Consider the following 24,782-nt stretch of genomic DNA (forward strand, 5'->3'; position numbering starts at 1 on the left):
GCCGGTCGCCGTCACTCGATGCGCTCGCCGAGTTCCGCCAGGCGGACGCTCCCTCCCCGCGCGAACGGGACGCCGTGACCCATCCCGAGGACCTCGACTGCGGGCATCCGCTCCGCGAGGTCGTGGATGCTCTCCCTGACGGCGTCCGTGTCGTAGCTGAGCGCCCACGGCGACGGAGTGAGGTCGCCGTCCCGCTCCACGACGAGGTCGCCCACGAACGCCGCCGAGAGCGGATCGCTCACGTAGGCCACGTGGCCGGGGGTGTGCCCGGGCGTCTCGTAGACGGTGAAGCTGCCCACCCGGTCCCCGTCGGCGACGGGTTCGACCGCTACCCGCGGCGCGCGCGCCAGCGGCGCGAGCGCGCGCTGGAGCGCCCCCTTGCGCGTCGAGACGGGCGGGGAGGCCGCCCCGGTCAGGTAGTCCACGTCGGGCATCCCGACGTAGACCGTCGCCCCCTCCAGGTCGAGGCGCCCGAGGCCCCCGACGTGGTCCAGGTCGTAGTGGGTGAGGAGCACGCGCTCTACGTCCCCCACGCGGTGGCCGGTCGCCTCGATCTCGCGGGCGAGGGTCCGCGCGTCGAGGGGCGTCCCGGTGTCGATCAGCGTGAGGACGCGCTCGCCGCCTTTCGCCCCCGGTTCGTCCGCGGCGAGGTAGGCGTTCACGCCGCGGAGTTCGATCGCCCAGCAGTGATCCGAGAGTCGCGCTGGCATACCCCCACTGTCGCCCGCGTGACGGATATACTGTCGGCCGTTCCGGGGTGACGATCGCCGGCACCCGGGGTGCCGACAGCCGGTACCGACGTCCAGTCGATAGCACTGTGTGCTGTCGGTGATCGGCCCGCGTGGTCGGGGCGCCCGACGGCTACCCGAGGAGCCGCGCCGCGACGAACCCCTTTAGCGTGCGGAGCTTCGAGGGCTGGCGGATGCGCTCCATCTCCTCGTCCGTGAGTTCGAAGTCGAACACGTCGAGGTTGGCCTCCAGGTGCTCGCGGCTCGTCGCCTTCGGAACGGTGCAGACGCCCTCCTGCTGGACGAGCCAGCGGAGCGCGACCTGCGCGGCGGACTTGCCGTGGCGCTCGCCCACCTCGCGGAGGACGGGATCGCGGAGGACGCCGCCGTGACCGAGCGGGCTGTACGCGGTCAGGAGCACGTCGTGGACGGTACAGTAGTCGAGCAGGTCGCGCTGGTCCCAGTAGGGGTGGTACTGCACCTGGTCGGTGAGGATCGGGGCGTCGGAGAGTTCACGCGCCCGGTCGAGGCGGTCGATGCCGAAGTTGCTCACGCCGACGTGTCGGACCTTCCCCTCCTCGACGAGGTCATTTATCGCCGTGACGGTGGCTTCGAGGGGCGTACGCGGGTTGGGCCAGTGGACGAGCAGGAGGTCGAGGTACGTCGTTCCGAGTTTCGCGAGGCTCTCGTCGGTCGAGCGCAGCACGTCGTCGTACTCGCGGTTCCCGCCGGCGAGTTTCGTCGCGAGGAAGACCTCCTCGCGCTCGACGTCGCTGTCGCGGAGCGCGGCCCCCACCGCGCGCTCGTTCCCGTAGGCCTGCGCGGTGTCGACGTGTCGATAGCCGAGTTCGAGCGCCGTCCCGACGGCCCGCCGACAGTCGTCTCCGGTGAGTCGCCACGTCCCGAGTCCGACCTTCGGGACCTCGACTCCCTGCACGGTGGCGTACTCCATGTGTGGGGCCTGCACCTCGCCGGGTGAATAGCTTCCGACACCGACACACTCGGACGACTGACCGACTGCCGGTACCGAAAGTACTTACCACCGGATAGACACCCCCCGAGTATGGTCACCCCTACCCGACGATCGATGCTGCTCGCCGGCGGCGGCGCGTTGACCGCGCTCGCGGGCGGCGTTCCATCGACCGCGCGAGGACGGACCGGGCGGACGCGAGGAGAAGGGAGAACGCTCCGCGCCGAGGGCGCGTCGACTCCGGCGTTCGACCGGGACGCGACGGTCGCGATCGTCTCCGAACGCCTCGAAGCGTGGATCGAGACCGCCGTCGTCCAGGGATCGACACCCGTCGACCTCGACCTCGGCGATCCGGGTTCGAGCGAACTGAGCGTCACGCGACCGGCCGCCGTCGCGTACGGGGGGCGGTGCTACTCCCTGGAGACGGGGCGCGCTCCCGGCGACGGCGGTTCGGCGTGCGAACTCAGGGCGCGGCGCCGTGCGCCCCCGGACGACGGCGGCGTTCACGCGCTCTCGATCCCGCCGCTCACCGCCGACGGACGCGAACTCGTCAGGAGGGCCGCCGGGGAGGGGCCGGTCGCGCTCGACGAATCGTCACGGGGGATCTCGACCCTCCTCGAGCGGTACGACTACGTCGCCCTCGGATCGGGCCTCTACACGCTGCACATCAACTAAGCCCCCGGCCGCCCCACTACGGGTATGACGCTCGACCGCTACGACGTTCCGACGCCCGCCGAGGGCGACCTCGAATCCGGCGAACTCGTTGTCACCGACGACGTGCTGGTGAAGTACTTCGCGCTCGGCCCCGGCGCGGAGCTGACGCCCCACGAGCACGACGACGCGACGAACGTCTTTCACGTCCTGGAGGGGACGGTGACTGTGATCCAGGACGGCACCGAGGAGTCAGTCGAGGCCCCCGGCGTCGTGCTCAACGAGCGCGGCGTCGCACACGGCGCGCGCAACGACACCGACGAGGTGGCGGTGCTGACGGCGAGCCTCTGTCCGCTGCCGTCCTGACGACCGCCTCACCCCGTCGCGGGGACGTCGGCCTGGGAGCGGATCACCCGCCACACGGACCGCGGCCGGAAGCCCACGTCCTCGACGAACCGCTCGGAGCGGAGCGAGGAGTCCCGGTGGAGGGTCGGATCGTCGGGCATCGGTTCGGGGAGGACTCGACGGTACGGGAGGCCGAGCGCGGCCATCCCCGCGCGGTGGAAGGCGAACGCCGTCGTCCGGGGGCTCGGCACGTGGAGGAGGCCGCGGACGCCGTCGACGACCGCCGCGGCCACCGCGGCCGCGACCTCGGTCACCGCCGCCGGGCTCTTGTACATGTCGTCGAAGTACGCCACCGTCTCGCCGGCCAGGACGCGCTCTCTGGTGTGCGAGAGGCGCTTGTCGAGCCGCCCGCGGGAGTACCCGAACAGGTAGTCCGGTCTGAGGACGCAGTGCCGATCGACCCGATCGACGACCCGGCGCTCGAACGCGCGGAGCCGTCGACCGTACTTCGACTTCGGGGCCGGCTCGTCCGACTCGACGTAGCGACCCGCGTCGCCGTCGAAGACTCCGGCGCTCGAGACGTAGACGAACAGCCGATCCCCGCAGGCGGCGAGGAGACGTTCGACCCGATCGACGAACGCGTCGCGGTCGTGGTCCGTGCGCTCCACGTGCGCGGTGAACACGACGGCGTCGCAGCCGTCGAGCGGGAGCCGGGTCGGGTCGTCCGCGAACAGGTCGAACCGGCGGGTCGCGCCGTCGCATCGGTTCGAGTAGTACGTCCCGCGCGTCTCGACGCCCCGCTCGCGGAGGCGGTCGACGACCGCCCGTCCGAGGAAGCCCGACGCGCCGACGACCAGCACCCCCCTCGTCACGACCGGCGGGCGAGCCCCGCCAGGTGGGGGGCCTCCGGGACGATGATCTCGCGCGTTCCCAGCCGGGCCGCGTTCTCGCTCCCCGGGAGGCAGAACACCGGGACGCCGCCCGCGGGGTTGCCCTCGGTGGGGTTGGTCGAGACGACGCCCGCGACGGCGCGCGTACCGACGACGCGCGTGCCGACCTCTTCGCGCGAGAGCTGCCGGAACAGCTCGCCGAACCCGGGGAGCTCCTTGTCGAACAGCAGCGCGCACGCCTCGACGGTCACGTCGTCGGGGGTGATCCCCGTCCCGCCGGTGGTGACGACGACGTCGACCGCGTCGTGCGCGACCGCCTCCTCGACCGTCTCGCGCACGGCCTCGAAGTCGTCGGGGACCACCTCGCGCGCGACGACCTCGTGGCCGGCGTCCGCGAGCAGCCCCTCGACCGCGTCGCCCGCCGGATCGTCGTCGACCGTCCGCGTCGAGGAGACGGTGACCACCGCCGCCCCGACCGTCTCCAGGTCGTGGCGGTGGTGATCGTGCGTGCCCGCCTCGCCGTGGTCGTGGTGCTCGCCGTGTCCGTGGGCGTGATCGCGCCCCTCGTCGCGCTCGTGACCCCGGTGGTCGCCGTCGAGTTCGTGTTCGTCGCGCCCGCCGAGCGGTTCCTCGCTCATGAGTGAGTGGTTCGACGGCCTCCGCCTTAACCGTCGGGCGCGACCGTGCCACCGAGTGACATCGGCAGGGTTTTGCCCCGCCCGTCCGACCTCCCGCGTATGCACGCGGTCCAGTTCTCGGAACACGGCGACGTGAGCGTTCTCGACTACGACGAGTTCGACGACCCGACGATCGGGTCCGACGAGGTCCTCGTCGACGTGAAGGCCGGCGCGCTCAACCACCTCGACGTCTGGACGCGCCGCGGCCTCCCCGGCATCGACCTGGAGATGCCCCACATCCCCGGCAGCGACGCGGCGGGGATCGTGAACGCGGTCGGCGAGGACGTGACGCGGTTCGAGGAGGGCGATCGCGTCGCGGTCGCGGCGGGGCGCTACTGCGGGAAGTGCGAGTTCTGCCGCGACGGCGAGGAGTCGATGTGCGTCAGTTACCACATCATGGGCGAGCACGTCCGCGGCGTCCACGCCGAGCGGGCCGCCGTCCCGGAGGAGAACCTCGTCCCCGTCCCCGAGGACGTCGACTGGCACACCGCCGCCTCCGCCTCGCTCGTCTTCCAGACGGCCTGGCGGATGCTGATCACGCGGGCGGACGTCCAGCCCGGCGAGAGGGTGCTCGTCCTCGGCGCGAGCGGCGGCGTCGGCCACGCCGCCGTCCAGATCGCGGACTACGCCGGCGCGGAGGTCTACGCCACCGCGAGCAGCGAAGAGAAACTCGACCACGCCCGCGAGTGCGGCGCGGACCACGTCGTCAACTACGAGGAGACCTCGTTCGCCGACGAGATCCGCGAACTCACCGGCGGCCGGGGCGTGGACGTCGTCGTCGATCACGTCGGCCCGGCGACGTGGGGGGACTCCCAGAAGTCCCTGGCGAAGGGCGGCCGCATCGTCACCTGCGGGGCGACCACCGGCCCCGTCGCGGAGACGAACCTGAACCGCGTCTTCTGGAACCAGCAACAGATCCTCGGCTCGACGATGGCGACCCCCGGCGAGATCGACGACGTGCTCCCGCTCGTGTGGGACGGGACCTTCGAGGTGCACGTCCGCGAGGTCCTCCCCATGAGCGAGATCCGGCGCGCCCACTCGATGCTCGAGGAGCGCGAGGGTTTCGGAAAGGTCGTCGTCGTGCCGGACGACGAGTACGATGGCTGACGGGCGGGAGGGCTACGCCGACGGCCGTCCGTCGCCGAGCGATCCCGACGGCCTCGACGATCCCGGGGGCCGGGCGGCACGCGCCCGCACCACCCGCGCGTACGTCGACGACGGGGACCTCCCCGCCCCCGACGAGGCCGAGTTCGGCCTGCGCGGCTGGCTCCTCGTCGGCATGATCCTCGTCGCCTTCGTCGTCGCGCCCGCGCTGGTGCTCTACATCCCCTACTCGGGGCCGCTGATCTCCGCGCTCGGCCTCACGTTCCGGGACGCGTACCTCACGATACCGCTCGTCCCGGCGCTGCTGCTCGGCGCGCTCGCGGTGTGGGCGGCCGTGGGGAGCCGCCGCGCCTGACTCCCTGCCCCCTTGCGTTGGCAAGCGCAACTCGTGTGAATCGCTCGCCCCTCTCTCCGGCGCATGAGCAAGATCGACGCGGAGCGCGAGATGTCCCGCGCGGAGGTGGCGGCGTACCTGCGGGAGTTCGCGAACCGGCTCGACGGCGGCGGTTCGGCGGGGATGGGCGGCGCGGAGGCGGATCGCACCCGGACCGCGGGGAGCGCCGACACCGGGGGAGCGACGAGCGACGCCGGCGGCACGCCGACCGTGACCGGAACCGACGACGCCACGCGCTCGCCGGAGAGCGAGCGGGCCGGCGACGCCTCGCGCTCCGAGGGCCGGACCGGCGAGGGCGGCCGCTCGGCCGCCTCCGAGAAGGTGACGATCGTCGTGGGGAACGACAGCGCGACCGTCAACCCGCCGGAGACCGTCGACTTCGCCGTCGAGGTGTCGGGGAGCGATCCGGTGCTCGGCGCGGGGCGACAGGGCGTGGAGTTCGGCATCTACTGGCGCGGCGACCAGGTCGAGGAGGACGACGAGATCTCGATCAAGTAGGCCGCGGTAACCCGCGTCAGCGCTCGTCCACCCTGGAGAGTGGCACCTCCACCAGCGAGAGGTCGTCGCTCGCCACGGCGTCGGCGAACGTCCCGCGGAAGTCGTCCCACGATTCGACGCGGCGGCCCTCGACGCCGAAGCTCTCGGCGAACGCCGGGAAGTCGGGGTTGCCGAGGGCGGTGCCGAAGGCGTCGGCGCGGTCCTCCAGCTGGTGCTCGCGGATGAGCCCGTAGTCGTCGTCGTTGAACAGCAACACCGTGAACGAGCGGCCGAGCCGCGTCGCCGTCTCCAGTTCAGCCGCGTTCATCAGGAAGCCGCCGTCGCCCGTCGCGGCGACGACGTTCCCCTCGACGACCCCGTCGGCGGCCACCGCCCCCGGGACGGCGATGCCCATGCTCGCGAGCCCGTTCGAGACGATGCAGGTGTTCGGCTCGTAGGTCGGGTAGTTCGTGGCGATGGCCATCTTGTGGCTCCCCACGTCCGAGACGAGCACGTCCTCGTCGTCGAGCACGTCCCGGACGATCGGTAGCGCCCGACGGACGCTGAAGGGCTCGTCCGCCTCCGGCGGGCGCGTCACCTCCTCGACGAGCGCCCGGCGCAGGTCCGCGTACCAGTCGGCGTCGGTCCGATCCAGGTCCGCCGCGCAGAGCGCCTCCAGCCCGGCCGCCACGTCGCAGACCACCTCTACCGCCGGCTCGTAGTGCTCGTACACCTCCGCCGGTTCGAAGTCGAGGTGGACGATGCGCTTGTCGCGGTCGGGGTTCCAGCTCTCCGGGTCGTGTTCCGCGATGTCGTAACCGACGGCGAGTACCGCGTCGGCGCGGTCGATGACGCGCTCAGCCTCGTCGCGCGCGCCCGAGTCGAGCGTCATCAGCGAGTGCTCGTCGGCGTCGGAGACCGCGCCCTTACCCATGTAGGTGGCCACGACCGGCGCGTCGATCCCCTCGACGAACGCGCGCAACTGCTCCGCGGTGCGCGTCCGCACGGCCCCGTTGCCCGCGAGCACGAGCGGGCGCTCCGCGGCGGCGAGCACCTCGACCGCCCGCTCGACGGCGGTGGGGTCCGGCGACGGCCGTCGCACCGCGTGCTCGCCGGCGGTGAGGGGTTCGCCGCGGCTCTCCTCGCCCGCGACGTCCTCCGGAAACTCGAGGTGGGTCGCGCCGGGCTTCTCGAGTTCGGCCAGCTTGAACGCCTTGCGCACCGACTCGTGGACGACATCCGGATCGTCGATGCGCGCGTTCCACTTCGTGATTGGGGCGAAGGTGTTCACGACGTCGAGCAGCTGGTGGCTCTCCTGGTGGAGGCGCTCGCGGCCGCCCTGCCCCGTGATGGCGACCACGGGGGCCTTGTCGAGGTGGGCGTCGGCCACGCCGGTGAGGAGGTTGGTCGCGCCCGGCCCGAGCGTCGAGAGGCACACCCCCGCGTGGCCGGTCAGTCGGCCGTACACGTCGGCCATGAACGCGGCCCCCTGCTCGTGGCGGACGGGGACGAACTCGACGGACGAATCGCGCAGCGAGAACAGCACGTCCCCCAGCTCCTCGCCCGGCAGCCCGAAGACGCACTCCACGCCCTCCGCCTCGAGGCAGGCGACGAGGAGGTCGGATGCCTTCATGGGTCCCCTATGGTCGCGCGCGCACATCAAGGCCGGTGCGGACCGAGGGGTACTGTTCGGACGCGCTCCGGCTGGCCGGAACACCGCCGCGGGGCGGGACTGAAAGGGGCCGCCGTCTCGACGACGGCCGGCGACGGTTCCGCGAGGGGACCGAGTGGAACGCAGCGAGACGAGCAGCGCGAGTCTCGCCCGCTAAGCACGCGAGCGCAGCGAGCCGCCCGAGTCGAGACAAGGGGGGCTTTCGAACCGTTCCGCTCGACCGATGCGACGCGGACTCGCGTCTCTGAACACTGCCGACCGACCGTCGCGGACGATACTTTATAATCACCCGCCGTGTTACGTCCTTCTGTACCATGGTGGGTGTTACCAACATCGCGAGCGCGCTCCTGACGGGGCTCCTGCTGGTCGCTATCGTCGTCGCGCTGCTCCGCCTCCGCGACTGGCGGCGCTACACCCCGGGGACGGCGGACGAACCGGGCGGGCGACTGGATCGCGGGTACGGCCTCCTAGCCGCGGCGGCGAGCAGGGAGACGACGTGGACCCTCGGCTTCCTCCTGCTCGCGCTCGGCGTCGGCGCGGCGGCCCTGCTCTTTCTCGCGGGCGGGCCGACGGGGCAGATGGCGGGGGTGGCGGCCGCCCTCCTCGGCGTCCTCGTGCTCTGTGGATTCCTCGTGCTCGGCGTCTACCGGACGATCCGGTTTCGCGGTCGCACCAGCGCGGAGGCGGTCGCCGTCAGCGCCTGGGTCGTCGGCTCGCTGTTCGTCCTCGCCGTCTCGATCAACCTCCTCCTGGCGTAGCGCCGTGACGGTCCTTCGTCGATCCGCGTCGGGGTCGGGTGGTCGACGGTGAGCCTCGCGTCGACCCGGCGGTTCGACCGACTGCCCGCCGACCTCCGCTGGCTCGCGCCGCTCGTCCTCGCCGAGGCGCTGTTGCTCGTCGGCTACTTCGGCGTCACCGACGCGCGACCGACGACGCTCCGGTACGTCCTCTACCCGTTCGTCTGGATCGACGTCGGCCTCTGGGCCGCCGTTCGGACCGCGCCGCGTCCCGCCGGACGGCACCGCCGGTGGGCGGCCGCCCTCGTCGCCGTCGCGTACTTCCTCGTCCTCGCCTGGCTCGCCGGACTGATCGGGGCGTACCCGGGCGGTCACGGCCACGCGCACGCCCACGTCCACGGCTGGCAGTTCGTCCCCTCCGCGCCGGGCTGGGGGCCGCGTATCGCGTACGCGGGCCACGCCTTCCACGTCGCATTCGTGCCCTACCAGGTGCTCGCCTACCTCGTGCTCGCCTACCTCGTCTACGCGCGGGCGCTCGACGCGAGCGCCGCGGCGCTCCCGGGCGCCGTCGGACTGCTCTCCTGTATCGGCTGTAGCTTCCCGATCGTCGCGTCGATCGCCGCGACCGCGCTCGGCACCTCCTCGGGACTGACGACGGCCGCGACGGCGATCTCGCTCGACCTCTCGACGGCCGCGTTCGTGCTCGCGGTCGCCCTGCTCTACTGGGTGCCGCGGCGGGGGTGGGGTGGATCGTGATGCCGCCGCGCGGTCGCCGCGCGACCGCGATCGGCTCGACGGTCCTCCTGGCCGGCTCCCTCCTCGCCGGCACTGCGCTGGCCCACGCCGGGTCGCTCGGGAGCGCCGAGCCCGTCTCGGTCCCGTCGTGGCTCTTCGCGCTCACCGGCGGCGGCGTGGTCGTCGCGTCGTTCCTGTTCACCAGCTTCGTCACCGACCGCGACCTCATCCGCGCGGCCCACGAGCGCGGCCCGACGCTCCCCGCCGGCGCGCTCCTCACGGCGGGCGGTCGTGCGCTCGCGGTCGTCGGGGTCGTCGGCCTCGCGGCGGTCGTCCTCGTCGGGCTGTTCGGCCCGCCCGCGGCCGTCGCCAACCTCGCCGTCCTCCTCGTGTGGGTCGGCTGGTGGGCCGGGTACGCGATGAGCGTCTACCTCGTGGGGAACACGTGGCCCGCGCTGAACCCGTGGGGGACGCTCGCCGAGCGCCTCCCGTCGCTCGACCGGCCGTACCCCGAGCGACTGGGGGCGTGGCCGAGCGTCGCCGCGCTCCTCGCGCTGGTGTGGCTGGAGGTGGTGAGCCCGGTGGCCGACGCCCCCCGCCTGCTCGCGGCGGTCGTCGTCGGCTACACCGCCCTCACGCTCGCGGGGGCGGTCGTCTTCGGCCGCGAGACGTGGTTCGCGACGGTCGATCCCGTCGCGCGCGTCTTCCGCTACTACGGCGCGATCGCGCCGGTCCAGCGGCTCCCGGGCGCGGTCGCGCTCCGCGCGCCGGGCGCGGCCCTGACCGGCGACGGCACCGGCGTCGCCGTCCCCGCGGATCAGCCGACCGGGCGGGATCGCTCGGTGCGCGCCGACGGCGCGGGCGCGGACGCGGCCATTAGGGGAATTCGCCGGCCGCTCGTCGACGGGTTCGACGAGGTCGCGTTCGTCGTCGCGCTCGTCTGGGCGACGACGTTCGACGGGTTCGTCTCGACGGCCGCGTGGGCCGCGCTCGCCCGGCCGGTCGTCGCTCTCGGCGTCCCGCCGCTCGCCGCCTACCTCGCGGCGCTCGTCTGCGGGTTCGCGCTCTTCCTCGGGGCGTACCGGACGGCCTCGCGGCTGGCCCGTCGGTCGGCGGGCACCTACGTCGCGACCCGCGAGATCGAGCGGCGGTTCGTCCTCGCGCTGCTGCCCATCGCCGCGGGGTACCACCTCGCGCACTTCCTCGGCTACTTCCTCGCGCTGTCGCCGACTCTGGCGGCCGTGTTGACCGATCCGCTCGCGCCGCCGACGGACCTCGTCGTGCTGACCCTGCCGGGGTGGTTCGGCGGGGTGCAACTGGCGTCCGTCGTCGTCGGGCACCTCGTTGCGGTGTGGGTCGCCCACGCGACCGCGTTCGAGACGTTCACCGGCCGCCTCCAGCCGGTCCGGAGCCAGTACCCCTACGTCGTCCTCATGGCCGTCTACACGACGACGAGCATGTGGCTGCTCATGCAGCCGTACGCGCCACCGCCGTACCTATGACCCCGACTACCTCCCCGATACCGACCGACGTGCCCGACGGCGCGTCGCCCGCCCGCTGTCCGTACTGCGACCGCCCGTTCCCCGACGAGCGCCTGCGAGCGCTCCACGTCGGCGAGCGCCACGCCCGCGAGTGCACCGACGAGGAGCGCGCGGCCGCGGCGGCGGCCGCAGACGACGAGGCCGACGACCTGTTCGTCTACCACCTGAAGGTGATCGCGGCCATCGTCCTCGTCGTGTTCGGCCTCGCGTACACCTACGCGTTCGTGCTCGCGTGACCGTCTAAGCGCAGATTTGCGCGGATCGCGGGAGCGGACGCCCGCTCCCGGCGCGCGACGTCACTCGGTACTCGGCGGTTCGCGACGGCGCTCGCTCCCGCTCTGGCTCTCGCTCTCGCCCGCGGTCCACGCGATCGCGGCGGCGAGGACGCCGACGCTCACGAGCACCACGACGCCGCCGCCGACCACGAACGCGTCCCCGAGGTGGGCGGCTTCGGCGTACAGGAGTACCGCGAGGCCGGCCACGACGCCGGCGGCGACCGTCCAGTAGAGCGCGTCGGTCATGTCAGGTGATGGAGTACGCCGCGGCGAGCGTGAGCGCGAGCGCGGCCAGGAGGCCGGTCAGCATCACGTACGTGATAGACCGCGGTTCGTACCGGAGGTGCTGGTAGTACGCCGCGACGAACAGGGCCTTCACCGCCGACAGCGCCATGATGACCCAGAACGCCGTCCAGTAGGCGAGGCCCGCGAACTCGATCAACACCTGTGCCGTCGCCGCGACGAAGAGGACGACGTAGATCGCCGTGTACAGTTTCGTGTTCATGGTTGTGGTCGTGTTATCACAGGATGTAGAACAGCGGGAAGAGGAACAGCCAGACGATGTCGACGAAGTGCCAGTAGAGCCCGAAGTACTCCACCGGACGCCCGTCGTCGAGGTACGCCCCCCGCCACGCCCGCGCGATCATGTACAGTACGATGAGCAGCCCCGCGACGACGTGCGCGCCGTGCAGGCCCGTCGTCAGGAAGAACGTGGAGGTCTCGACGCTCGTCGAGAGCCACTGGCCCTCCTGGTAGAGCGCGTACCACTCGATGCCCTTGTTGATCAGGAAGCCGACGCCGAGGAGGAACGTCACGGCGAGGCTCGCGACCAGCCCGCCCCGGCTGTTCTTCTCCGCCGCGACGAGCGCCAGCACGACGGCGAACGAACTCGTCAGCAGGATGTACGTGTTGATGAGCCCCGGCACGGGGTCGTGGGGCACGACGTGCCACGACTGCCAGCCGAACGCAACCCGGATGAAGACGTAGGAGCCGACGAACGCGCCGAACAGCACCACGTCGCTCGCGAGGAACACCCACATCCCGAGCTTCGTGTTCTCGACGCCCGCGAACGGCCACGACTCGCCGAACGGCCCCGACGGACCGTGGAACCGCTCGCGGGCGAGCCCGACGAACGCGTAGGTCAGGAGCACGCCCCCGACGACCGTCAGCCCGACGTACGCCGGGTCGCCGCCGCGGACGCCGGAGAGGCCGAGCAGGGCCACGAACGCGCCGAGCGCGACGGCGAACGGCCAGATACTGGCGTGACTCTCCTCGTGGGCGTGACCGTCGGCGGTCGTCGTAACCCCCCCGTCCGTCTCGGTCTCGCCGCTCCCGTCGGCCGCGGCCGCGGCGAGGCGACCCCGGTCACCGTCGAGGAAGTGCAGCGAGCCGCCGCTGTAGCTCGGCAGACCGGGATAGTTGTCGAGCGGCGGCGGCGAGGGGACCGCCCACTCCGCGGTGGTCCCGTACGTCCACGGGCAGGCGTCCGCGTCCTCGCCGCTCGCGAGGCTCGCGTAGAGGTTGTAGAACATGACGAGAAAGGACGCGCCGAGGAGGAACGCTCCAGCGGTCGCCAGCTGGTGCCACGGGGTGAACGCGACGGGGTAGTCGAACACCCGGCGGGGGGTCTCCCACGCGAGGAACATCGGGAAGTAGAGCAGGTTGAAGCCGACGAAGTACATCCCGAACTGGACCTTCCCGAGGAACTCGTCGTACATCTTCCCGGTGATCTTCGGGTACCAGTAGTAGAGCCCGCCGATCAGCCCCGTCACGCCGCCGACCATCACGTAGTGGAAGTGCGCGACCACCCAGTAGGTGCCGCGGAACTCGTAGTCGAGCACCACCGCCCCGAGGAACACGCCCGTGATGCCGCCGAGGATGAACAGCACGAGCGCGCCGAACGCGAACAGGAACGGCGTCCGGAACCGTATCCGCCCCTTGATCATCGTGTAGATGAGCGCGAACACCATCAGGTCGAACGGCAGCGAGATGCCGATGGTGGTCGCCATGAACAGCGTCTTGATCTGCAGGTTGATGCTGGTCAGGAACATGTGGTGCATCCAGACGACGAACGACTGGAGCGCCACGAGCACCATCGCCGCGATGAACCACTTCCGGCCGACGATGCGGCGACCCGTGAACGTCTGGAAGATCTCGGCCATCGCCCCCAGCGCCGGGAAGAAGACGATGTACACCTCGGGGTGGCCGAAGAACCAGAACAGGTGCGCCCAGAGGAGCGACCCGGCGGCGTCGGTGGCGGCGAAGTACGTCGTCCCGAGGATGCGGTCGGACGAGAGGATGAGCAGCGCCGCGAGCAGCGCGGCGAACGCGAACAGCATCATCCACACCGTGAGCAGGATCGTCCACGTGAAGAGCGGCATGCGGCGGAGGGTGAGCCCCTCCGCCCGCATGCGGTGGATCGTCGTGATGAAGTTCACCGACCCCACCGTCACCGAGGCGACGAACAGGACCAGCGCGAGGATGGTCGTCGTCGCGCCGACGTCCGGCATGTAGATGGGGACGTTCAGCGGCGCGTACATCGTCCAGCCACCGCTGAACGTTCCGCCCTGGAAGAACGAGATGCCGAACAGGACCCCCGAGAAGAGGTAGAGCCAGTACGACAGCGCGTTGAGGCGCGGGAACGCGAGGTCCTTCGCGCCGATCTGGAGCGGGACGACGTAGTTCGCGAAGCCGAAGGCGAACGGCGAGAGGAACCAGAACACCATCAGCAGGCCGTGGGCCGAGACGGTCTGGTTGTACGCGTCCCCGGTCATGATCGTCCCGCCGGACTCGAGCAACTGCAGGCGGATGAGCAGCGCGAGGACGCCGCCGAAGACGAGGAAGAACAGCGACGTCACGATATAGAGGACGCCCACGTCCTTGTGATTCGTCGTGACGAGCCAGCGCTTGACCGACGACTTCGACGGGAGGCCGTGCTCGTGGGGTGCCTCCGCCCTGTCCCCCACTGGAAGGGAGAATTCACCCTCGCTGCCGCTCTCGCTCGCGTGACCGCCGTCGCTTCCGACGGTCGCCGCTTCCCGCTCGTGGTCGTCTCCGTCAGCGCGCCGCTCGTCCGGTCCGGTTTCGTCGCTCATGCGTTGCTCCCTCCGGTGGCGTTACTCCCGTTCGGTCTCGTCGCGTTCCCCCCGCCGGTGCCGTTCGTGGCGTTCCCGCTCGCGTTCGCGTACCACCGCTCGTAGTCGTCCGGTTCCATGACGATCACCGTCGCCTTCATCTCCGAGTGGCCGGTACCACAGAGCTCGTAGCAGTGGGCCGTGTACTCGCCGGGACGCTCGGCGACGAACCACGTCTCCGTCGTCTGGCCGGGGATGGCGTCGGCCTTCGCCCGCAACTCGGGGATGCCGAAGTTGTGGAACACGTCGTCGGAGGTCACCGTGAGGGTCACGCGGGTGTCCGCGGGAACCCGGAGCTCACCCGTCGTCGTGTGGCCGTTCGGGTAGACGAACTGCCAGATGAACTGCCGACCGACGACCTGGATTTCGAGCGTCTCCTCCCCCTCCGACGCGGCCGCGGTCGAGGGCTGTTCGATGAAGAGGAGGGTACCGTACGTCCAGACGATGAGGGAGACGACGATGACCGCGCTGATGGCGAACGAGAGAAACAGCTTCCGCCCCTTCCCCCCGCCCGTGGGCAGTTCGCCGAGCCGAGGGCGATCCGCCGCCTCCTCCCGGCCGTCGTATTCCCGGTAGCGGTAGGCGTTGTACAGCATGTAGCCGACGACGACCACCCCGACCAGCGTCCCCAGAACGAGGAACACCCAGTAGATCTCCCGAAAGATCACTACCCGAGACCCCCTCGGAACGAGGTCGCTCACCTGCGCGATCGCGTATATCGCTTCCCCGTACATCGATCTCCTCTCTCGTGACTCTCATTAACGTCCATTCTATTTATGTATGTGGGGTATGTTACCGCCGACCACTACACGCCCCCGTTCGCGGTGGCAGGTGTCGTGGTAACATTTAACACTAAATCGGTGGTACGTGAGGGTATGGTTGGAGCACCCTCGGAGTTCGACGATCTGACGCCCGCGGAACAGGTGGAGAAGTACGACCGACTGTTCGGCATCGTCGCAGACGGCGTCATCGGTGCCGCCGGGGGGCTGGTCGGGACGGCCCTGATGACGGGCGTCCTGTTCATCGCCGCGTCGATGGGCGCGTTCTCCTTCGAGTCGTTCGCCTCGCTCACCCTGCCGATCGGTCTCACCGACGTCGCCTCGCCGGTGACGGTGGGGTACCTCATCTTCCTCGCCAACGGGATGGTGCCGTTCCCGCTGCTGTTCGCGGCGCTGATGGAGTACCTCCCCGGGGAGCGCCCACCGGTCAGCGGGCTGTTCTTCGGTGCTGCGCTGTGGACCGGGTTCGCGATGGGCTTCTACACCGGTTTCCAGGGACTGGCGCTCGTCCTGTACCTCGGCTTCACGCTGATCGCGCACCTCGTCTACGGGTTCAGCCTGGGCGCGGTGTTCGAGTACCTCGCGAACCGCCCCGACTCGCTCGTCTGAGCCGCCGATCGTCGATCGGCCTCCGCCGGGAGGGCGGTCGCGGACCTCCGGACCCCCTCGACTAGACGTCCTGGTCCGCCGCGGACTGCACCCACACGGTCTTGGCGTTGACGAACGCCCTGATCCCCTTCTCCGAGAGCTCCCTGCCGTATCCGGAGTCCTTGACGCCGCCGAAGGGGAGGCGCGGGTCGGACTTCGTGAGTTCGTTGACGAAGACGCAGCCGGACTCGATCTCGCGCGCGACGCGCTTCCCGCGGTGGAGGTCCTCCGTCCAGACGGATCCACCGAGGCCGTAGTGCGAGTCGTTGGCCAGGTCGATCGCCTCCGCCTCGCCCCCGACGCCGTAGACCGCCGCGGCCGGGCCGAACACCTCCTCGCAGCTCATCGTCGCGTCGCGGGGCACGTCGGTGACGACCGTCGGCGGGTAGAAGAAGCCCTCCCGGTCCAGGGGCTCGCCGCCGGTCTGGAGGGTCGCCCCCTCGGAGAGCGTCGCCTGCACCTGCTCGTGGAGGTCCTCCATCAGGTCCTCGCGCGCCTGCGGCCCGACGTCGGCGTCCTCGTCCATCGGGTCGCCGACCGTCAGCGCCTCCATCTCGCGGACGAAGGCCTCGAGGAACGCCTCGTACACCTCGTCGACGACGATGAAGCGCTTCGCGGCGATGCAGGACTGCCCGGAGTTGAGCGTCCGCGTCCGCGCGCCGACCGCCGCCGCGACCTCGACGTCGGCGTCATCGAGGACGACGAACGGGTCGCTCCCACCGAGTTCGAGCACCGAGGGCTTCAGTTGCTCGCCGGCTGCCTTCCCGACGGCGCGACCGGCTCGCTCGCTCCCGGTGAGCGTCACCGCCGCGACGCGGTCGTCCTCGATGACGTCGTTCACGAGGTCCGACCCGACGAGGAGGCTCTGGAACACGCCCTCCGGGTAGCCCGCCTCCCGGAACACGTCCTCGATCGCCAGCGCGCACTCGGGGACGTTCGAGGCGTGTTTGAGCAGCCCCGTGTTCCCCGCCGTGAGCGTCGGCGCGGCGAAGCGGAACACCTGCCAGAAGGGGAAGTTCCACGGCATGATCGCCAGGACGGGTCCCAGCGGCTCGTAGGAGACGAACGCCTCCGCGTGGGGCTCCGTCCCGATGCGCTCGTCGGCGAGGTACTCGCCCGCCCGCTCGGCGTAGTGGTCGCAGGCCCACGCGCACTTCTCGACCTCCGAGCGCGCGCCCGCGATGGGTTTGCCCATCTCGCGGGTCATGATCTCCGCGTACTCGTCTACGTTCTCCCGGAGCACGTCCGCGGCCCCGCTCAGGAGCTTCTGGCGCTCTTCCATCGGCCGCCCGCTCCACTCCGCGTACGCCTCGGCGGACCGTGTGACCGCCTCGTCCACCTCCTCCGCGGTGTGCTCCTCTATCGGCTCCAGTTCCTCCCCGGTGGCCGGATTCACGCGGTTCATGGGTCACTCCACTCGCGCCGACGTGATAGTGGTTGGCTCCCGCGGATCGACAGGTCGGTTCTCGCGGGCGCGCCCCGGCGGTCGGGATACACCGCTATTCGATATATCGAACGCCTCTACGTTCCACAACTGTTCGAAGAAGCGACCCGCGAAGGACAGCTTTTCACACTATCGTCGGCCTCATTCACAACCCTGACTAGACTCTTCGATCGGTAGATTCCGGAGGTGCCACTCGATCTCCCCTTGCTGTTCGGCTTCGCTCGGGTTGGGAGGTCTGATCCCGGTACTTTCTCGATGGTTACCGAGGCTTGCTCTGCCTGGAGGCGTAGAAGTGGTCGCTTCCGCTTTTTCGGGAGTCGGCTACGCGTCGGGGCGCGGCATCGTCTCGATATCGCGGATGCACGCCGTTTCTTCGACGGCCTGGTACTGGCGTTGCCACGCCGCCCCCGGGAACAGTCCGATCCGGTCGAACAGGGCACGCGCCTCGCGGTGAGTTCGTAGAACGTGTAGGGGTAGTCCCGGAGGCGCTCCCCGGGCTCGAATTCACGCTCTCGGACGACGCCGACATCCATCAGTTCCGTTACATGCCGACGGATTACGAGCCGTCGTTGATGAACTCCCCTGAGGTTGGCACTGTCCAGCCGAGAGATGGAGGAACGAGCAGGTCGTAGTGAGTGGTGCCCCCAGATGACCACGATCTGATCGCTCACAGGGCCGCCGACTCCTACCCGGAGCGGGCGTCGACGAGGACGACCGCCTCGCACCGCTCGCACGGGTGGAACGTGAGCGTCCCGTCGTGCCCGAGGTAGGTCCGGGCGGACCGGGGATGGGGACAGGCGGTGCTCCCGAGAGCGCGTATTCGGCCGACGGTCGACGGTCGTGGCTGATCGTCGGCAGAGATATCTGGCCGGTGTCGCGGCGGTCGGGGCGTGCACACCGGCGCGCTCGAGCGCTGGACGGTGCTGGCCGACCGCGACCGGAGGACGGTCCGGGAGTGAGTGTGTAGGGGTGACGGCTCGACTCCGGCGTTCGGAAACTCCGGGGTTCGAGGTCGCTCTCCCGCGCGAGGTCTACCGGAGCGGATTCCGAGGCGAGCGGGCGTACCGTTCCGCGGCATCGACCGTTCGCCGGGCCGACGATCACTTTCGGCGCGCGGCGGGACTATATCGCGCTCCCTCCCCTCCGGACGGTAGCGAGCGCGAGTACGCATGAACGTGGAGATATTCGGGATGGTGGTCGAGATCGACGGGACGATCCTTGACGCCCCGGCGACGACGATCCGCGAACAGGTTCTGGAGTACGAACGGGGCGAGCGCCGGTCGGTCGACGTTCCGGTCGCCCTCCCAGCCGACCTCACGGGCGACGTGATGGCGGCGATGGTACGTATCCCGTACGGCGAGACGCGCACGTACGGCGAACTGGCCGAGGAACTCGGCGCGGCCCCGGTCGAGGTCGGGGCGGCCTGCGGGCGGAACCCGGTCCCGATCGTCGTGCCGTGTCACCGGGTCGTCGGTGCGGATTCGCTCGGCGGGTTCTCGGCGGGCGGGGCGCGGAGCGCGCTGTTGAAGCGCCGCCTGCTCCACCTCGAAGCGGGTCAGCGGACGCTCGTGTAGCGGTACGTCCGCCCGGCGCTGGCTCGCTCGCGGTACGCCCTCACCACTCGATCACCTCCCGGTCACGCCAGAACCACCACGCGCACCGCTTTCGCGGGGTCCTCCTCGCCGCTCGCTTCGCTCGCGTCTCGTCGAACCCCGCCAAACCCCTGCACGACAAAGCCGCTCGCTCGTTACACTCGCTCGCGGTACGCCCTCACCACTCGATCACCTCCCGGTCACGCCAGAACCGACCCGACTCGCCGCCCGGCTCGAAGCGTGCGAGCCAGACGATGGTGTCCGCCCCCTCCTCGACGCTGCGAGTGGCGTTCGGGCCGCCGAGGTCGGTTCGCACCCAGCCCGGACAGACCGAGTTGGCGATGAGGCCGTCGCCGCCGTACTCGCCGTGGAGGTAGACGGTGAGGGCGTTCAGTCCGGCCTTCGAGATGCGGTACGGACCGTACCCGCCGCTCATACCCTCGCCGAGCGCGCCCATCCCCGAGGAGACGTTGACGACGCGGCCGCCCTCCCGTTCGAGCAGGAGGGGGAGGGCGGCCTTCGTCACGAGTATCGGTCCCCTGAGATTCGTATCGAGCGTGGCGTCGACGCTGTCGGTGCCGACGCGGTGGAGCGGGGGCTTCGGCCCCTCGATCCCCGCGTTGTTCACGAGGACGTCGAGGCGTCCCTCGGTGCGGTCGATCCGATCTACGGCCTTCTCGACGGTGGTCTCGTTGGTCACGTCGAGGCGCACCGGTATCACGTCCGGGTCGTCCACGTCGCGGGCGCTTCGTGCGCCCGCGTAGACGGTCGCCCCGAGATCGGCGAGCGCCGCCGCGACCGCCTTCCCGATACCGCGCGTCGCCCCCGTGACCAGCGCCACCTGTCCGTCGAGGCGATCGTACAACTCCGGCGTCATGTCTTTCTATATGACTGCTACGCGTTTGAGGTTACCTCACTCGAGACGTTACTTCACGGTATCGAGAGTGTCGCCGGGGGGCTCGTTCCCGCGTCGCGTCACTCGAGGTCGCGGCGCATCGCGATCTCGAACCACGGACAGAGGCGAAGTTGGCGGTAGAGCCTGGGGTGTTCGTAGAGGTGTCGGTAGTCCGCCCAGAGCAACCCGCCGACCTCCCCGGGGTCGGGGTCGATCGAGACCTCGTCGAGCGTGAGCTTCAGCACCGCACAGACCTCGTGCTCGACGCCCTCGTTGAGGTAGTAGCGCTTGTACTCGAACTTGTCCGTCACGCGGAGGTCGTCGTACTGGTCGGGCGTGATCCCGAGTTCCTCCTCGAGTCGCTGTCGAGTCGCGTCCTCCTGGCTCTGGCCCCGCTCGGGGTGGGAGGCGACGGTGCCGTCCCAGTAGGTGTCCCAGAGGCGCTTGTCGGCGGCCCGCTGGGCGAGCAGGATGCGCCCGTCGCCGTCGAACACGAGGGCGGTGAACGCCCGGTGGCGGATCCCGTCGCCCGTGTGGGCGTCGAGGCGGTTCACGAGCCCCTGTTCGTTGTCGTCGGCGTCGACGGCGATCACGTCCTGCCGGGCGTTCTCGTGGTCGTAACCGGGGGAACCCCCCGCGCTTGCGTCGTCCGAGCTCATACCTGCCCCTCGGAGAGGCGTCTTAAGGACCCTTCGGGTTGCGCGACCGGGTCAGTCGGGGGCGGGCTCGTACGCGTCGCCGACCGGCAGGCGGAGCGTCCTCGCCCGGGACTCGACGTGCAGGTGGCGCGCGGAGGCGAGTTCGCCGTCGAGGCTGAACGTGACGGGGTCGTCCTCGCGGACGGCCACGTCGAGTTCGGCCGTCTGGAGCCGCGTGATGTTCCCCGTCTCCCGGCCCAGCAACCGGTGGACGGCCGCCTCGCCCGCGAGATCGACGGTCGGGTCCCCCTCGACGATCGTCACGTCCAGCCGGCCGTCCTCGACGTTCGCCTGCTCGCTCCCGCCGCCGGGGAACCGCCGTCCGTTCCCGATGAGGACGCACGCGGCGTCGCCGCGCCACCCCTCGCCGCCCCCGATCGGGGTGACGTCGAGCGTGATCCCCTCGAACGACGCGACCTCCCGGAGCGTGTTGAACACGTACGCGAGGACGCCGTAGCGCTCCTTCTGGTCCGAGGAGGTGCTCGCGCTCGCCTCCGCCGTGAAGCCCCCGACGCAGGAGTTGAGGAAGGGGATCGGGTCCCCGCCGTCGACGGCGACGAGACCGAGGTCGATGGTCCGCCACCGTCCCGCCTCGATCACCTCGAACGCGTGTTCGACGCCCTCGATCCCGACGTTCCCCGCGAAGTTGTTCCCGGTCCCGCCGGGGACGACGGCGAACGCGGTGTCGGGGAGCGCGTCGGCGTTCCACAGCCCCCGGACGACCTCGTTCAGCGTCCCGTCGCCCCCGCAGGCGGCGACGAGGTCCGCCCCGTCCTCGGCGGCCTCCCGCGCCAGCTCGATGCCGTCGCCCGGCCGTTCGGTCTCGCGGACGGCGAAACCGTGGGCCGCGGCCAGCTCTCGAACCCGCGGCGCGTGCTCGCCGTCCCCGCTGACGGGGTTGAGGACGAGCACGCGCTCGTCTGTCCCGTCCGCGTTCCGCCCGGCGCGTGACATGTCGCGGCGTTCTCGGCGGAACCACAAAGAGGTACGCGCTCGTAGCGGCGGGCGTGTTCGCGCTGGATCTCCACACGCACTCCCGGTTCTTCCACGGGTTCGCGGCCCGCCCCACCCCCTTCGACCCCGTCGGAGCGCGGCTGCTCGGAGCCGCCGCTCGGCTGCGCGGGATCAACGGCGTCGCGCTCACCAACCACGACTACTACGAACCGCTCTCCACCGGGTCGGCCGTCCGCGTCCCCGGCATCGAGGTGACGACGACGCGCGGGCACGTCCTCGTCGTCGGTCCGGACCCGCCGCGGTTCACCCACCCGGAGCGCCTCACGCCGATGGAGACGGTCGCCCTCGCGCACGAGCACGGCTGCGTGGCGATCATCGCCCACCCCTACCGCAACAGCACCGTCCGGGAGGTGGACGCGCCGTTCGACGCCATCGAGGTCAACGGCAAGCACCCGCGGACCGAGAGCTGGGTGCGACAGCTCGCGGACGATCACGGCCTCCCGCTGGTCGGCGGCAGCGACGCTCACTACCCCTTCGAGGTCGGCCGCGCGTACACGCGCGTGGACGCCGAGGAGCTCACTCCCGAGAGCGTCGTCGCGGCCATCCGCGCGGGGCGGGTCGAACCGCGCGTCGACAACCACCCAACGGACCGCCTCGTCCGGCGGTTCTACCACCGAATCCACGAGCAGAAGCGCCACCTCCAGACGCCGACGTGGCTCGACGAGGCTCCCACCCCCGGCGTCGGACGACCCCCCGGCGAGGACGACGACTGACCGACGGTCGCGCGGGACGCGTCGGCACCGGCCGCCTCACCCCGACGGGTCCGGCACGTAGCGCTCCCCGACGCGGACCCGCAGCGTCCGGGGGAGCGCCCCGACGTCGAGGCGCTCCGCGCCGACCATCTCCCCGTCGAGGCTGAAGCGGATCGGTTCGCCCTCCGTCGTCACGGTCACCGACGGGAGCGACCGCAGCTCGATGTTGGCCGTCTCCCCCCGGAACAGCCGTCGGAGCAGCTCCTCGCCGGCGAGTTCGAGCGCCGACGCGTCGCTCACGAGCGCCACCTCGAGGAGGCCGTCCTCGACGTTCGCCTGCGTCAGCCGGACGCTCCCGCCACGCGGGAACCCCCGGGCGTTCCCGATGAAGACGCAGAGCGCGTCGCCGCGCCACGGGTCGCCGTCGCCCGGTCCCTCGACCTTCAGGGGGAGCGACTCGTAGGTCGGCACCGCGCCGAGCGTGGTGGCGACGTACGCGAACGGCCCGTAGCGCCGCTTCAGGTCCGCCGAGGTGCGTTCGCTCGCGTCGGCGGTCAGCCCCGCGACGCAGGAGTTGAGGAACAACCGCTCGTCGGCCGTCCCGTCCGCGTCGGTGAAGGTCGCGCGCCCGAGGTCGATCCGGCGCTCCTCGCCCGCCTCGATCACCTCGAACGCGTGTTCGACGCCCTCGATCCCGACGTTCCCCGCGAAGTTGTTCCCGGTCCCGCCGGGGACGACGGCGAAGGCGACCTCGTCGAACGCGTCGGCGGCGGCGATGCCGTTCACGACGCCGCTCGCCGTCCCGTCGCCCCCGCAGGCGACCACCAGGGACGCTCCGTCCTCGGCGGCCGCCCGCGCGGCGTCGACCACCGCCGCGCCCTCGGCCTCGCGGACGGCGAAGCCGCGACCCGCGGCCAGCGCCCGAACGTCGTCGGTGTCGCGCCCGCCGCCGCTCTCCGGATTGAGGACGAGGACGCGGTCCCCCTCGTCGAACCGACGCCCGCCCACCCCCGACGCCCGACCCATGCTACGGGAGCATTGGCCGTTCGAGGGCATAACGCTGTCTCGGCGTGAGGCGGTTCGGGGTCGGCGAAGCCGGGTGCGGCTACCCGAGTTGCTCGTCGAGGATCAGGCGCGTCTTCGTGCTCACGACCTCGTCCTGTTCTCGCGCGCGGGTGATGAGGTCGTTGATGCCCCGGGTGTCGGCCGCGTCGACGATGAGCACGAGGTCCTCCTCCCCGGAGACCTGCCAGACGAAGTCGACGTCCTGCCACTCGGCCATCCGTTCGGATATCTCGCTCGTGTCGACGCTCACGTCGACGCCGATCTCGATCATCGCCTTCACGTTCCCGGTGCGCGTGGCGACGGTGAACCGCTCGATGACGCCGTCCGTGACGAGGCGATCGACGCGGTTCCTGACCGTGCCCTCGCTCGTCCCCACCTCGGCGGCGATCTCCGTGTAGGGCGTCCGCGCGTCGCGTCGGAGGATGTCGAGGATGTCCCGGTCGAGGTTGTCCATCGAGGGGCGTCGATACACCCCTCTTGCACTTGACGATTACGAATTTCGTAATTCAGCTTCGAACACAACGGTTATAGGGGTCGATTCCTATGTTCTTCGTAACGATGGACGCCTACGTGGCACTGGAGGGCGGGCGCGTGGTCGAAGCGCGCGCTCGCGCTCCCGGTCAGACGCGTGGAGAACTGGTGTTCACGACCGCCTACACGGGTTACGAGGAGAGCCTCACCGATCCCTCCTACGAGGAGCAGGTCCTCACGTTCTCCTACCCCCTGATCGGTAACTACGGCGTCCGATCCGAGCGATTCGAGTCCGACGGCGTCCACCCCCGCGCCGTCGTCGCGCACGAACTGACCGACGACGTCGCGGCGTGGCTCGAACGCGAGGGCGTCCCGGCCGTGGACCGCCTCGACACGCGCGACCTCGTCACCCGCATCCGCGAGGAGGGGGCGATGAAGTGCGGCATCGTCGCGGGCGAGGACGTCACCCCGGAGGACGCGCTCGACCAGCTCGCGCAGTGCAAGGGAATGAGCGAGCACGTCGACATCGGCGAGCAGGTCTCGGTCCGCGAGCCGGCGACGTACAACCCCGACGGCTCCGGCCCGGACGTCGCCCTGATCGACTGCGGCGCGAAGGGCTCGATCGTCTCCTCGCTCGTCGAGCGCGGCGCGACGGTCCACCGCCTGCCCTACGACGCGACGCCCGCGGAGATCGAGGCGTTCGCCCCGGACGTGCTGTTCATCTCGAACGGCCCCGGCGACCCGGAGAACTTCGAAGCGACGCAGGACCTCGTCCGGGAACTCGCCGGCGAGATCCCGATGGCGGGCATCTGCCTGGGCCAGCAGGTCATCGCGGGCGCGCTCGGCGGGGAGACGGAGAAGATGGCCTTCGGCCACCGCGGCGTCAACCAGCCCGTGCGCGACCTGCGCACCGGGCGAGTGGTGATGACGACGCAGAACCACGGCTACACCGTCGCGGACCCCGGCCCGCTCGACGTGACGCAGGTGAACGTCAACGACGACACCCCCGAGGGCCTGGAGAGCGACGATCTGCGCGTCATCACGCGCCAGTACCACCCCGAGGCCAACCCCGGCCCGCACGACACCCTCAGCTTCTTCGACGACGTGCTGGCGATGACGGGTTCACGGACGCAGGTCGCGGCGGACTGACCCCT

At 70.7% G+C, this 24,782-nt stretch carries 28 protein-coding genes and 1 pseudogene; 13 read left to right on the plus strand and 16 right to left on the minus strand.

The genetic code is table 11. The features are described 5' to 3' along the window. Window positions 1–11: 11 nt before the first annotated feature. Window positions 12–710: an MBL fold metallo-hydrolase gene (locus P1K31_RS00740; protein ID WP_276304364.1), complete on the minus strand. Its 699-nt coding sequence runs from the start codon at window positions 708–710 to the stop codon at window positions 12–14. A gap of 151 nt (window positions 711–861) precedes the next feature. Continuing rightward, window positions 862–1,680, minus strand: a complete 819-nt coding sequence (locus tag P1K31_RS00745) for an aldo/keto reductase (protein ID WP_276304365.1) — start codon at window positions 1,678–1,680, stop codon at window positions 862–864. 111 nt (window positions 1,681–1,791) lie between these two features. On the opposite strand from P1K31_RS00745, the gene P1K31_RS00750 reads away from it, so the two are divergent. Next, complete coding sequence (locus tag P1K31_RS00750) at window positions 1,792–2,373, plus strand: hypothetical protein (protein ID WP_276304366.1); 582 nt, start codon at window positions 1,792–1,794, stop codon at window positions 2,371–2,373. Window positions 2,374–2,397: 24 nt separating this feature from the next. Then, the gene (locus P1K31_RS00755) at window positions 2,398–2,715 is read left to right on the plus strand and encodes a cupin domain-containing protein (protein WP_276304367.1); all 318 of its coding nucleotides are present in this window, start codon (window positions 2,398–2,400) and stop codon (window positions 2,713–2,715) included. 8 nt (window positions 2,716–2,723) lie between these two features. Here P1K31_RS00755 and P1K31_RS00760 read toward each other — a convergent pair whose 3' ends face one another. After that, window positions 2,724–3,566 carry a sugar nucleotide-binding protein gene (locus tag P1K31_RS00760; RefSeq protein ID WP_276304368.1) on the minus strand — a complete coding sequence of 281 codons (843 nt, stop codon included), beginning with the start codon at window positions 3,564–3,566 and terminating at the stop codon, window positions 2,724–2,726. Further along, the gene (locus P1K31_RS00765) at window positions 3,563–4,222 is read right to left on the minus strand and encodes a MogA/MoaB family molybdenum cofactor biosynthesis protein (RefSeq protein ID WP_276304369.1); all 660 of its coding nucleotides are present in this window, start codon (window positions 4,220–4,222) and stop codon (window positions 3,563–3,565) included. Before P1K31_RS00765 ends, P1K31_RS00760 begins: the two co-directional genes overlap by 4 nt. A gap of 99 nt (window positions 4,223–4,321) precedes the next feature. Between P1K31_RS00765 and P1K31_RS00770 the strand changes: the two genes are divergently transcribed. The 3 genes from P1K31_RS00770 (at window position 4,322) to P1K31_RS00780 (ending at window position 6,257) form a co-directional block, all read left to right on the plus strand. Then, window positions 4,322–5,368, plus strand: a complete 1,047-nt coding sequence (locus P1K31_RS00770; RefSeq protein WP_276304370.1) for a zinc-binding dehydrogenase — start codon at window positions 4,322–4,324, stop codon at window positions 5,366–5,368. Next, window positions 5,361–5,720 carry a DUF7977 family protein gene (locus P1K31_RS00775; RefSeq protein ID WP_276304371.1) on the plus strand — a complete coding sequence of 120 codons (360 nt, stop codon included), beginning with the start codon at window positions 5,361–5,363 and terminating at the stop codon, window positions 5,718–5,720. The genes P1K31_RS00770 and P1K31_RS00775 overlap by 8 nt, the downstream gene beginning before the upstream one ends. Window positions 5,721–5,783: 63 nt before the next feature. Then, window positions 5,784–6,257, plus strand: coding sequence for an amphi-Trp domain-containing protein (locus P1K31_RS00780; RefSeq protein WP_276304372.1), 474 nt, complete (start codon window positions 5,784–5,786; stop codon window positions 6,255–6,257). A gap of 16 nt (window positions 6,258–6,273) precedes the next feature. Here P1K31_RS00780 and P1K31_RS00785 read toward each other — a convergent pair whose 3' ends face one another. Further along, window positions 6,274–7,869, minus strand: coding sequence for an acetolactate synthase large subunit (locus P1K31_RS00785; RefSeq protein WP_276304373.1), 1,596 nt, complete (start codon window positions 7,867–7,869; stop codon window positions 6,274–6,276). Window positions 7,870–8,222: 353 nt separating this feature from the next. Between P1K31_RS00785 and P1K31_RS00790 the strand changes: the two genes are divergently transcribed. From P1K31_RS00790 to P1K31_RS00805, 4 genes are read left to right on the plus strand one after another with little or no spacing between them, the layout of a single operon-like run. Continuing rightward, a complete protein-coding gene (locus P1K31_RS00790; protein ID WP_276304374.1) occupies window positions 8,223–8,666 on the plus strand; it encodes a hypothetical protein in 444 nt (147 codons plus the stop codon). Between the two features lie 48 nt (window positions 8,667–8,714). Continuing rightward, a complete protein-coding gene (locus tag P1K31_RS00795; protein ID WP_276304375.1) occupies window positions 8,715–9,401 on the plus strand; it encodes a DUF7546 family protein in 687 nt (228 codons plus the stop codon). Further along, on the plus strand, window positions 9,401–10,882 hold the full coding sequence (locus P1K31_RS00800; protein WP_276304376.1) for a hypothetical protein: 1,482 nt from the start codon (window positions 9,401–9,403) through the stop codon (window positions 10,880–10,882). Before P1K31_RS00795 ends, P1K31_RS00800 begins: the two co-directional genes overlap by 1 nt. Then, window positions 10,879–11,157, plus strand: coding sequence for a DUF7410 domain-containing protein (locus tag P1K31_RS00805; protein WP_276304377.1), 279 nt, complete (start codon window positions 10,879–10,881; stop codon window positions 11,155–11,157). The genes P1K31_RS00800 and P1K31_RS00805 overlap by 4 nt, the downstream gene beginning before the upstream one ends. 60 nt (window positions 11,158–11,217) lie before the next feature. Here the strand turns inward: P1K31_RS00805 and P1K31_RS00810 are convergent, their stop codons facing one another. The 4 genes from P1K31_RS00810 to coxB are packed head-to-tail and all read right to left on the minus strand — an operon-like array spanning window position 11,218 to window position 15,064. Then, window positions 11,218–11,442: a hypothetical protein gene (locus P1K31_RS00810; RefSeq protein WP_276304378.1), complete on the minus strand. Its 225-nt coding sequence runs from the start codon at window positions 11,440–11,442 to the stop codon at window positions 11,218–11,220. A 1-nt stretch (window position 11,443) separates the two neighbouring features. Further along, window positions 11,444–11,701, minus strand: a complete 258-nt coding sequence (locus tag P1K31_RS00815) for a cytochrome C oxidase subunit IV family protein (protein ID WP_276304379.1) — start codon at window positions 11,699–11,701, stop codon at window positions 11,444–11,446. Between the two features lie 16 nt (window positions 11,702–11,717). Next, a complete protein-coding gene (locus P1K31_RS00820; protein WP_276304380.1) occupies window positions 11,718–14,291 on the minus strand; it encodes a cbb3-type cytochrome c oxidase subunit I in 2,574 nt (857 codons plus the stop codon). Next, a complete protein-coding gene (gene coxB, locus P1K31_RS00825) occupies window positions 14,288–15,064 on the minus strand; it encodes a cytochrome c oxidase subunit II (protein WP_368410817.1) in 777 nt (258 codons plus the stop codon). The genes P1K31_RS00820 and coxB overlap by 4 nt, the downstream gene beginning before the upstream one ends. A 141-nt stretch (window positions 15,065–15,205) precedes the next feature. Here coxB and P1K31_RS00830 point away from each other — a divergent pair, with 141 nt between their 5' ends. Then, complete coding sequence (locus tag P1K31_RS00830) at window positions 15,206–15,718, plus strand: DUF6789 family protein (RefSeq protein ID WP_276304382.1); 513 nt, start codon at window positions 15,206–15,208, stop codon at window positions 15,716–15,718. A gap of 61 nt (window positions 15,719–15,779) precedes the next feature. On the opposite strand, the gene P1K31_RS00835 is transcribed toward P1K31_RS00830, so the two are convergent. Continuing rightward, entirely contained in the window at window positions 15,780–17,162 is a 1,383-nt protein-coding gene (locus P1K31_RS00835; RefSeq protein ID WP_276304383.1) for an NAD-dependent succinate-semialdehyde dehydrogenase, read from the minus strand. Between the two features lie 360 nt (window positions 17,163–17,522). Beyond that, window positions 17,523–17,758: pseudogene (locus tag P1K31_RS21835) on the minus strand (ArsR family transcriptional regulator); the annotation flags it as partial. A 612-nt stretch (window positions 17,759–18,370) separates the two neighbouring features. Between P1K31_RS21835 and P1K31_RS00840 the strand changes: the two are divergent. Further along, complete coding sequence (locus P1K31_RS00840) at window positions 18,371–18,775, plus strand: methylated-DNA--[protein]-cysteine S-methyltransferase (RefSeq protein WP_276304384.1); 405 nt, start codon at window positions 18,371–18,373, stop codon at window positions 18,773–18,775. A 196-nt stretch (window positions 18,776–18,971) separates the two neighbouring features. Here P1K31_RS00840 and P1K31_RS00845 read toward each other — a convergent pair whose 3' ends face one another. The 3 genes from P1K31_RS00845 to P1K31_RS00855 all read right to left on the minus strand — a co-directional run bounded on the left by P1K31_RS00845 (window position 18,972) and on the right by P1K31_RS00855 (window position 21,340). Further along, the gene (locus P1K31_RS00845) at window positions 18,972–19,670 is read right to left on the minus strand and encodes an SDR family NAD(P)-dependent oxidoreductase (protein WP_276304385.1); all 699 of its coding nucleotides are present in this window, start codon (window positions 19,668–19,670) and stop codon (window positions 18,972–18,974) included. A 98-nt stretch (window positions 19,671–19,768) separates the two neighbouring features. Continuing rightward, window positions 19,769–20,347 (minus strand): NUDIX hydrolase, encoded by a 579-nt coding sequence (locus tag P1K31_RS00850; protein ID WP_276304386.1) that lies wholly within the window; start codon window positions 20,345–20,347, stop codon window positions 19,769–19,771. Window positions 20,348–20,398: 51 nt separating this feature from the next. Continuing rightward, window positions 20,399–21,340, minus strand: coding sequence for a diacylglycerol/lipid kinase family protein (locus P1K31_RS00855; protein ID WP_276304387.1), 942 nt, complete (start codon window positions 21,338–21,340; stop codon window positions 20,399–20,401). Window positions 21,341–21,393: 53 nt separating this feature from the next. Between P1K31_RS00855 and P1K31_RS00860 the strand changes: the two genes are divergently transcribed. After that, window positions 21,394–22,113 carry a CehA/McbA family metallohydrolase gene (locus P1K31_RS00860; protein ID WP_276304388.1) on the plus strand — a complete coding sequence of 240 codons (720 nt, stop codon included), beginning with the start codon at window positions 21,394–21,396 and terminating at the stop codon, window positions 22,111–22,113. A 36-nt stretch (window positions 22,114–22,149) separates the two neighbouring features. Here the strand turns inward: P1K31_RS00860 and P1K31_RS00865 are convergent, their stop codons facing one another. Both P1K31_RS00865 and P1K31_RS00870 read right to left on the minus strand, forming a co-directional pair. Further along, window positions 22,150–23,118: a diacylglycerol/lipid kinase family protein gene (locus P1K31_RS00865; protein ID WP_276304389.1), complete on the minus strand. Its 969-nt coding sequence runs from the start codon at window positions 23,116–23,118 to the stop codon at window positions 22,150–22,152. 79 nt (window positions 23,119–23,197) lie between these two features. Continuing rightward, window positions 23,198–23,611, minus strand: a complete 414-nt coding sequence (locus tag P1K31_RS00870) for an Lrp/AsnC family transcriptional regulator (RefSeq protein ID WP_276304390.1) — start codon at window positions 23,609–23,611, stop codon at window positions 23,198–23,200. Window positions 23,612–23,715: 104 nt separating this feature from the next. On the opposite strand from P1K31_RS00870, the gene carA reads away from it, so the two are divergent. Next, entirely contained in the window at window positions 23,716–24,777 is a 1,062-nt protein-coding gene (gene carA, locus P1K31_RS00875; RefSeq protein ID WP_276304391.1) for a glutamine-hydrolyzing carbamoyl-phosphate synthase small subunit, read from the plus strand. Window positions 24,778–24,782 lie beyond the last annotated feature (5 nt).

This window comes from Halomarina halobia (genome assembly GCF_029338575.1).
GTDB lineage: Archaea > Halobacteriota > Halobacteria > Halobacteriales > Haloarculaceae > Halomarina > Halomarina halobia.

Coding starts and splice junctions, on each gene's coding strand:
- P1K31_RS00820 (WP_276304380.1), bottom strand. CDS start 14,291: ATGAGCGACGAAACCGGACCGGACGAGCGGCGCGCTGACGGAGACGAC.
- P1K31_RS00770 (WP_276304370.1), top strand. CDS start 4,322: ATGCACGCGGTCCAGTTCTCGGAACACGGCGACGTGAGCGTTCTCGAC.
- P1K31_RS00810 (WP_276304378.1), bottom strand. CDS start 11,442: ATGACCGACGCGCTCTACTGGACGGTCGCCGCCGGCGTCGTGGCCGGC.
- P1K31_RS00865 (WP_276304389.1), bottom strand. CDS start 23,118: ATGGGTCGGGCGTCGGGGGTGGGCGGGCGTCGGTTCGACGAGGGGGAC.
- carA (WP_276304391.1), top strand. CDS start 23,716: ATGGACGCCTACGTGGCACTGGAGGGCGGGCGCGTGGTCGAAGCGCGC.
- P1K31_RS00790 (WP_276304374.1), top strand. CDS start 8,223: ATGGTGGGTGTTACCAACATCGCGAGCGCGCTCCTGACGGGGCTCCTG.
- P1K31_RS00745 (WP_276304365.1), bottom strand. CDS start 1,680: ATGGAGTACGCCACCGTGCAGGGAGTCGAGGTCCCGAAGGTCGGACTC.
- P1K31_RS00845 (WP_276304385.1), bottom strand. CDS start 19,670: ATGACGCCGGAGTTGTACGATCGCCTCGACGGACAGGTGGCGCTGGTC.
- P1K31_RS00830 (WP_276304382.1), top strand. CDS start 15,206: ATGGTTGGAGCACCCTCGGAGTTCGACGATCTGACGCCCGCGGAACAG.
- P1K31_RS00750 (WP_276304366.1), top strand. CDS start 1,792: ATGGTCACCCCTACCCGACGATCGATGCTGCTCGCCGGCGGCGGCGCG.
- P1K31_RS00835 (WP_276304383.1), bottom strand. CDS start 17,162: ATGAACCGCGTGAATCCGGCCACCGGGGAGGAACTGGAGCCGATAGAG.
- P1K31_RS00765 (WP_276304369.1), bottom strand. CDS start 4,222: ATGAGCGAGGAACCGCTCGGCGGGCGCGACGAACACGAACTCGACGGC.
- P1K31_RS00775 (WP_276304371.1), top strand. CDS start 5,361: ATGGCTGACGGGCGGGAGGGCTACGCCGACGGCCGTCCGTCGCCGAGC.
- P1K31_RS00800 (WP_276304376.1), top strand. CDS start 9,401: ATGCCGCCGCGCGGTCGCCGCGCGACCGCGATCGGCTCGACGGTCCTC.
- P1K31_RS00785 (WP_276304373.1), bottom strand. CDS start 7,869: ATGAAGGCATCCGACCTCCTCGTCGCCTGCCTCGAGGCGGAGGGCGTG.
- P1K31_RS00805 (WP_276304377.1), top strand. CDS start 10,879: ATGACCCCGACTACCTCCCCGATACCGACCGACGTGCCCGACGGCGCG.
- P1K31_RS00850 (WP_276304386.1), bottom strand. CDS start 20,347: ATGAGCTCGGACGACGCAAGCGCGGGGGGTTCCCCCGGTTACGACCAC.
- P1K31_RS00840 (WP_276304384.1), top strand. CDS start 18,371: ATGAACGTGGAGATATTCGGGATGGTGGTCGAGATCGACGGGACGATC.
- P1K31_RS00855 (WP_276304387.1), bottom strand. CDS start 21,340: ATGTCACGCGCCGGGCGGAACGCGGACGGGACAGACGAGCGCGTGCTC.
- P1K31_RS00755 (WP_276304367.1), top strand. CDS start 2,398: ATGACGCTCGACCGCTACGACGTTCCGACGCCCGCCGAGGGCGACCTC.
- coxB (WP_368410817.1), bottom strand. CDS start 15,064: ATGTACGGGGAAGCGATATACGCGATCGCGCAGGTGAGCGACCTCGTT.
- P1K31_RS00740 (WP_276304364.1), bottom strand. CDS start 710: ATGCCAGCGCGACTCTCGGATCACTGCTGGGCGATCGAACTCCGCGGC.
- P1K31_RS00815 (WP_276304379.1), bottom strand. CDS start 11,701: ATGAACACGAAACTGTACACGGCGATCTACGTCGTCCTCTTCGTCGCG.
- P1K31_RS00870 (WP_276304390.1), bottom strand. CDS start 23,611: ATGGACAACCTCGACCGGGACATCCTCGACATCCTCCGACGCGACGCG.
- P1K31_RS00780 (WP_276304372.1), top strand. CDS start 5,784: ATGAGCAAGATCGACGCGGAGCGCGAGATGTCCCGCGCGGAGGTGGCG.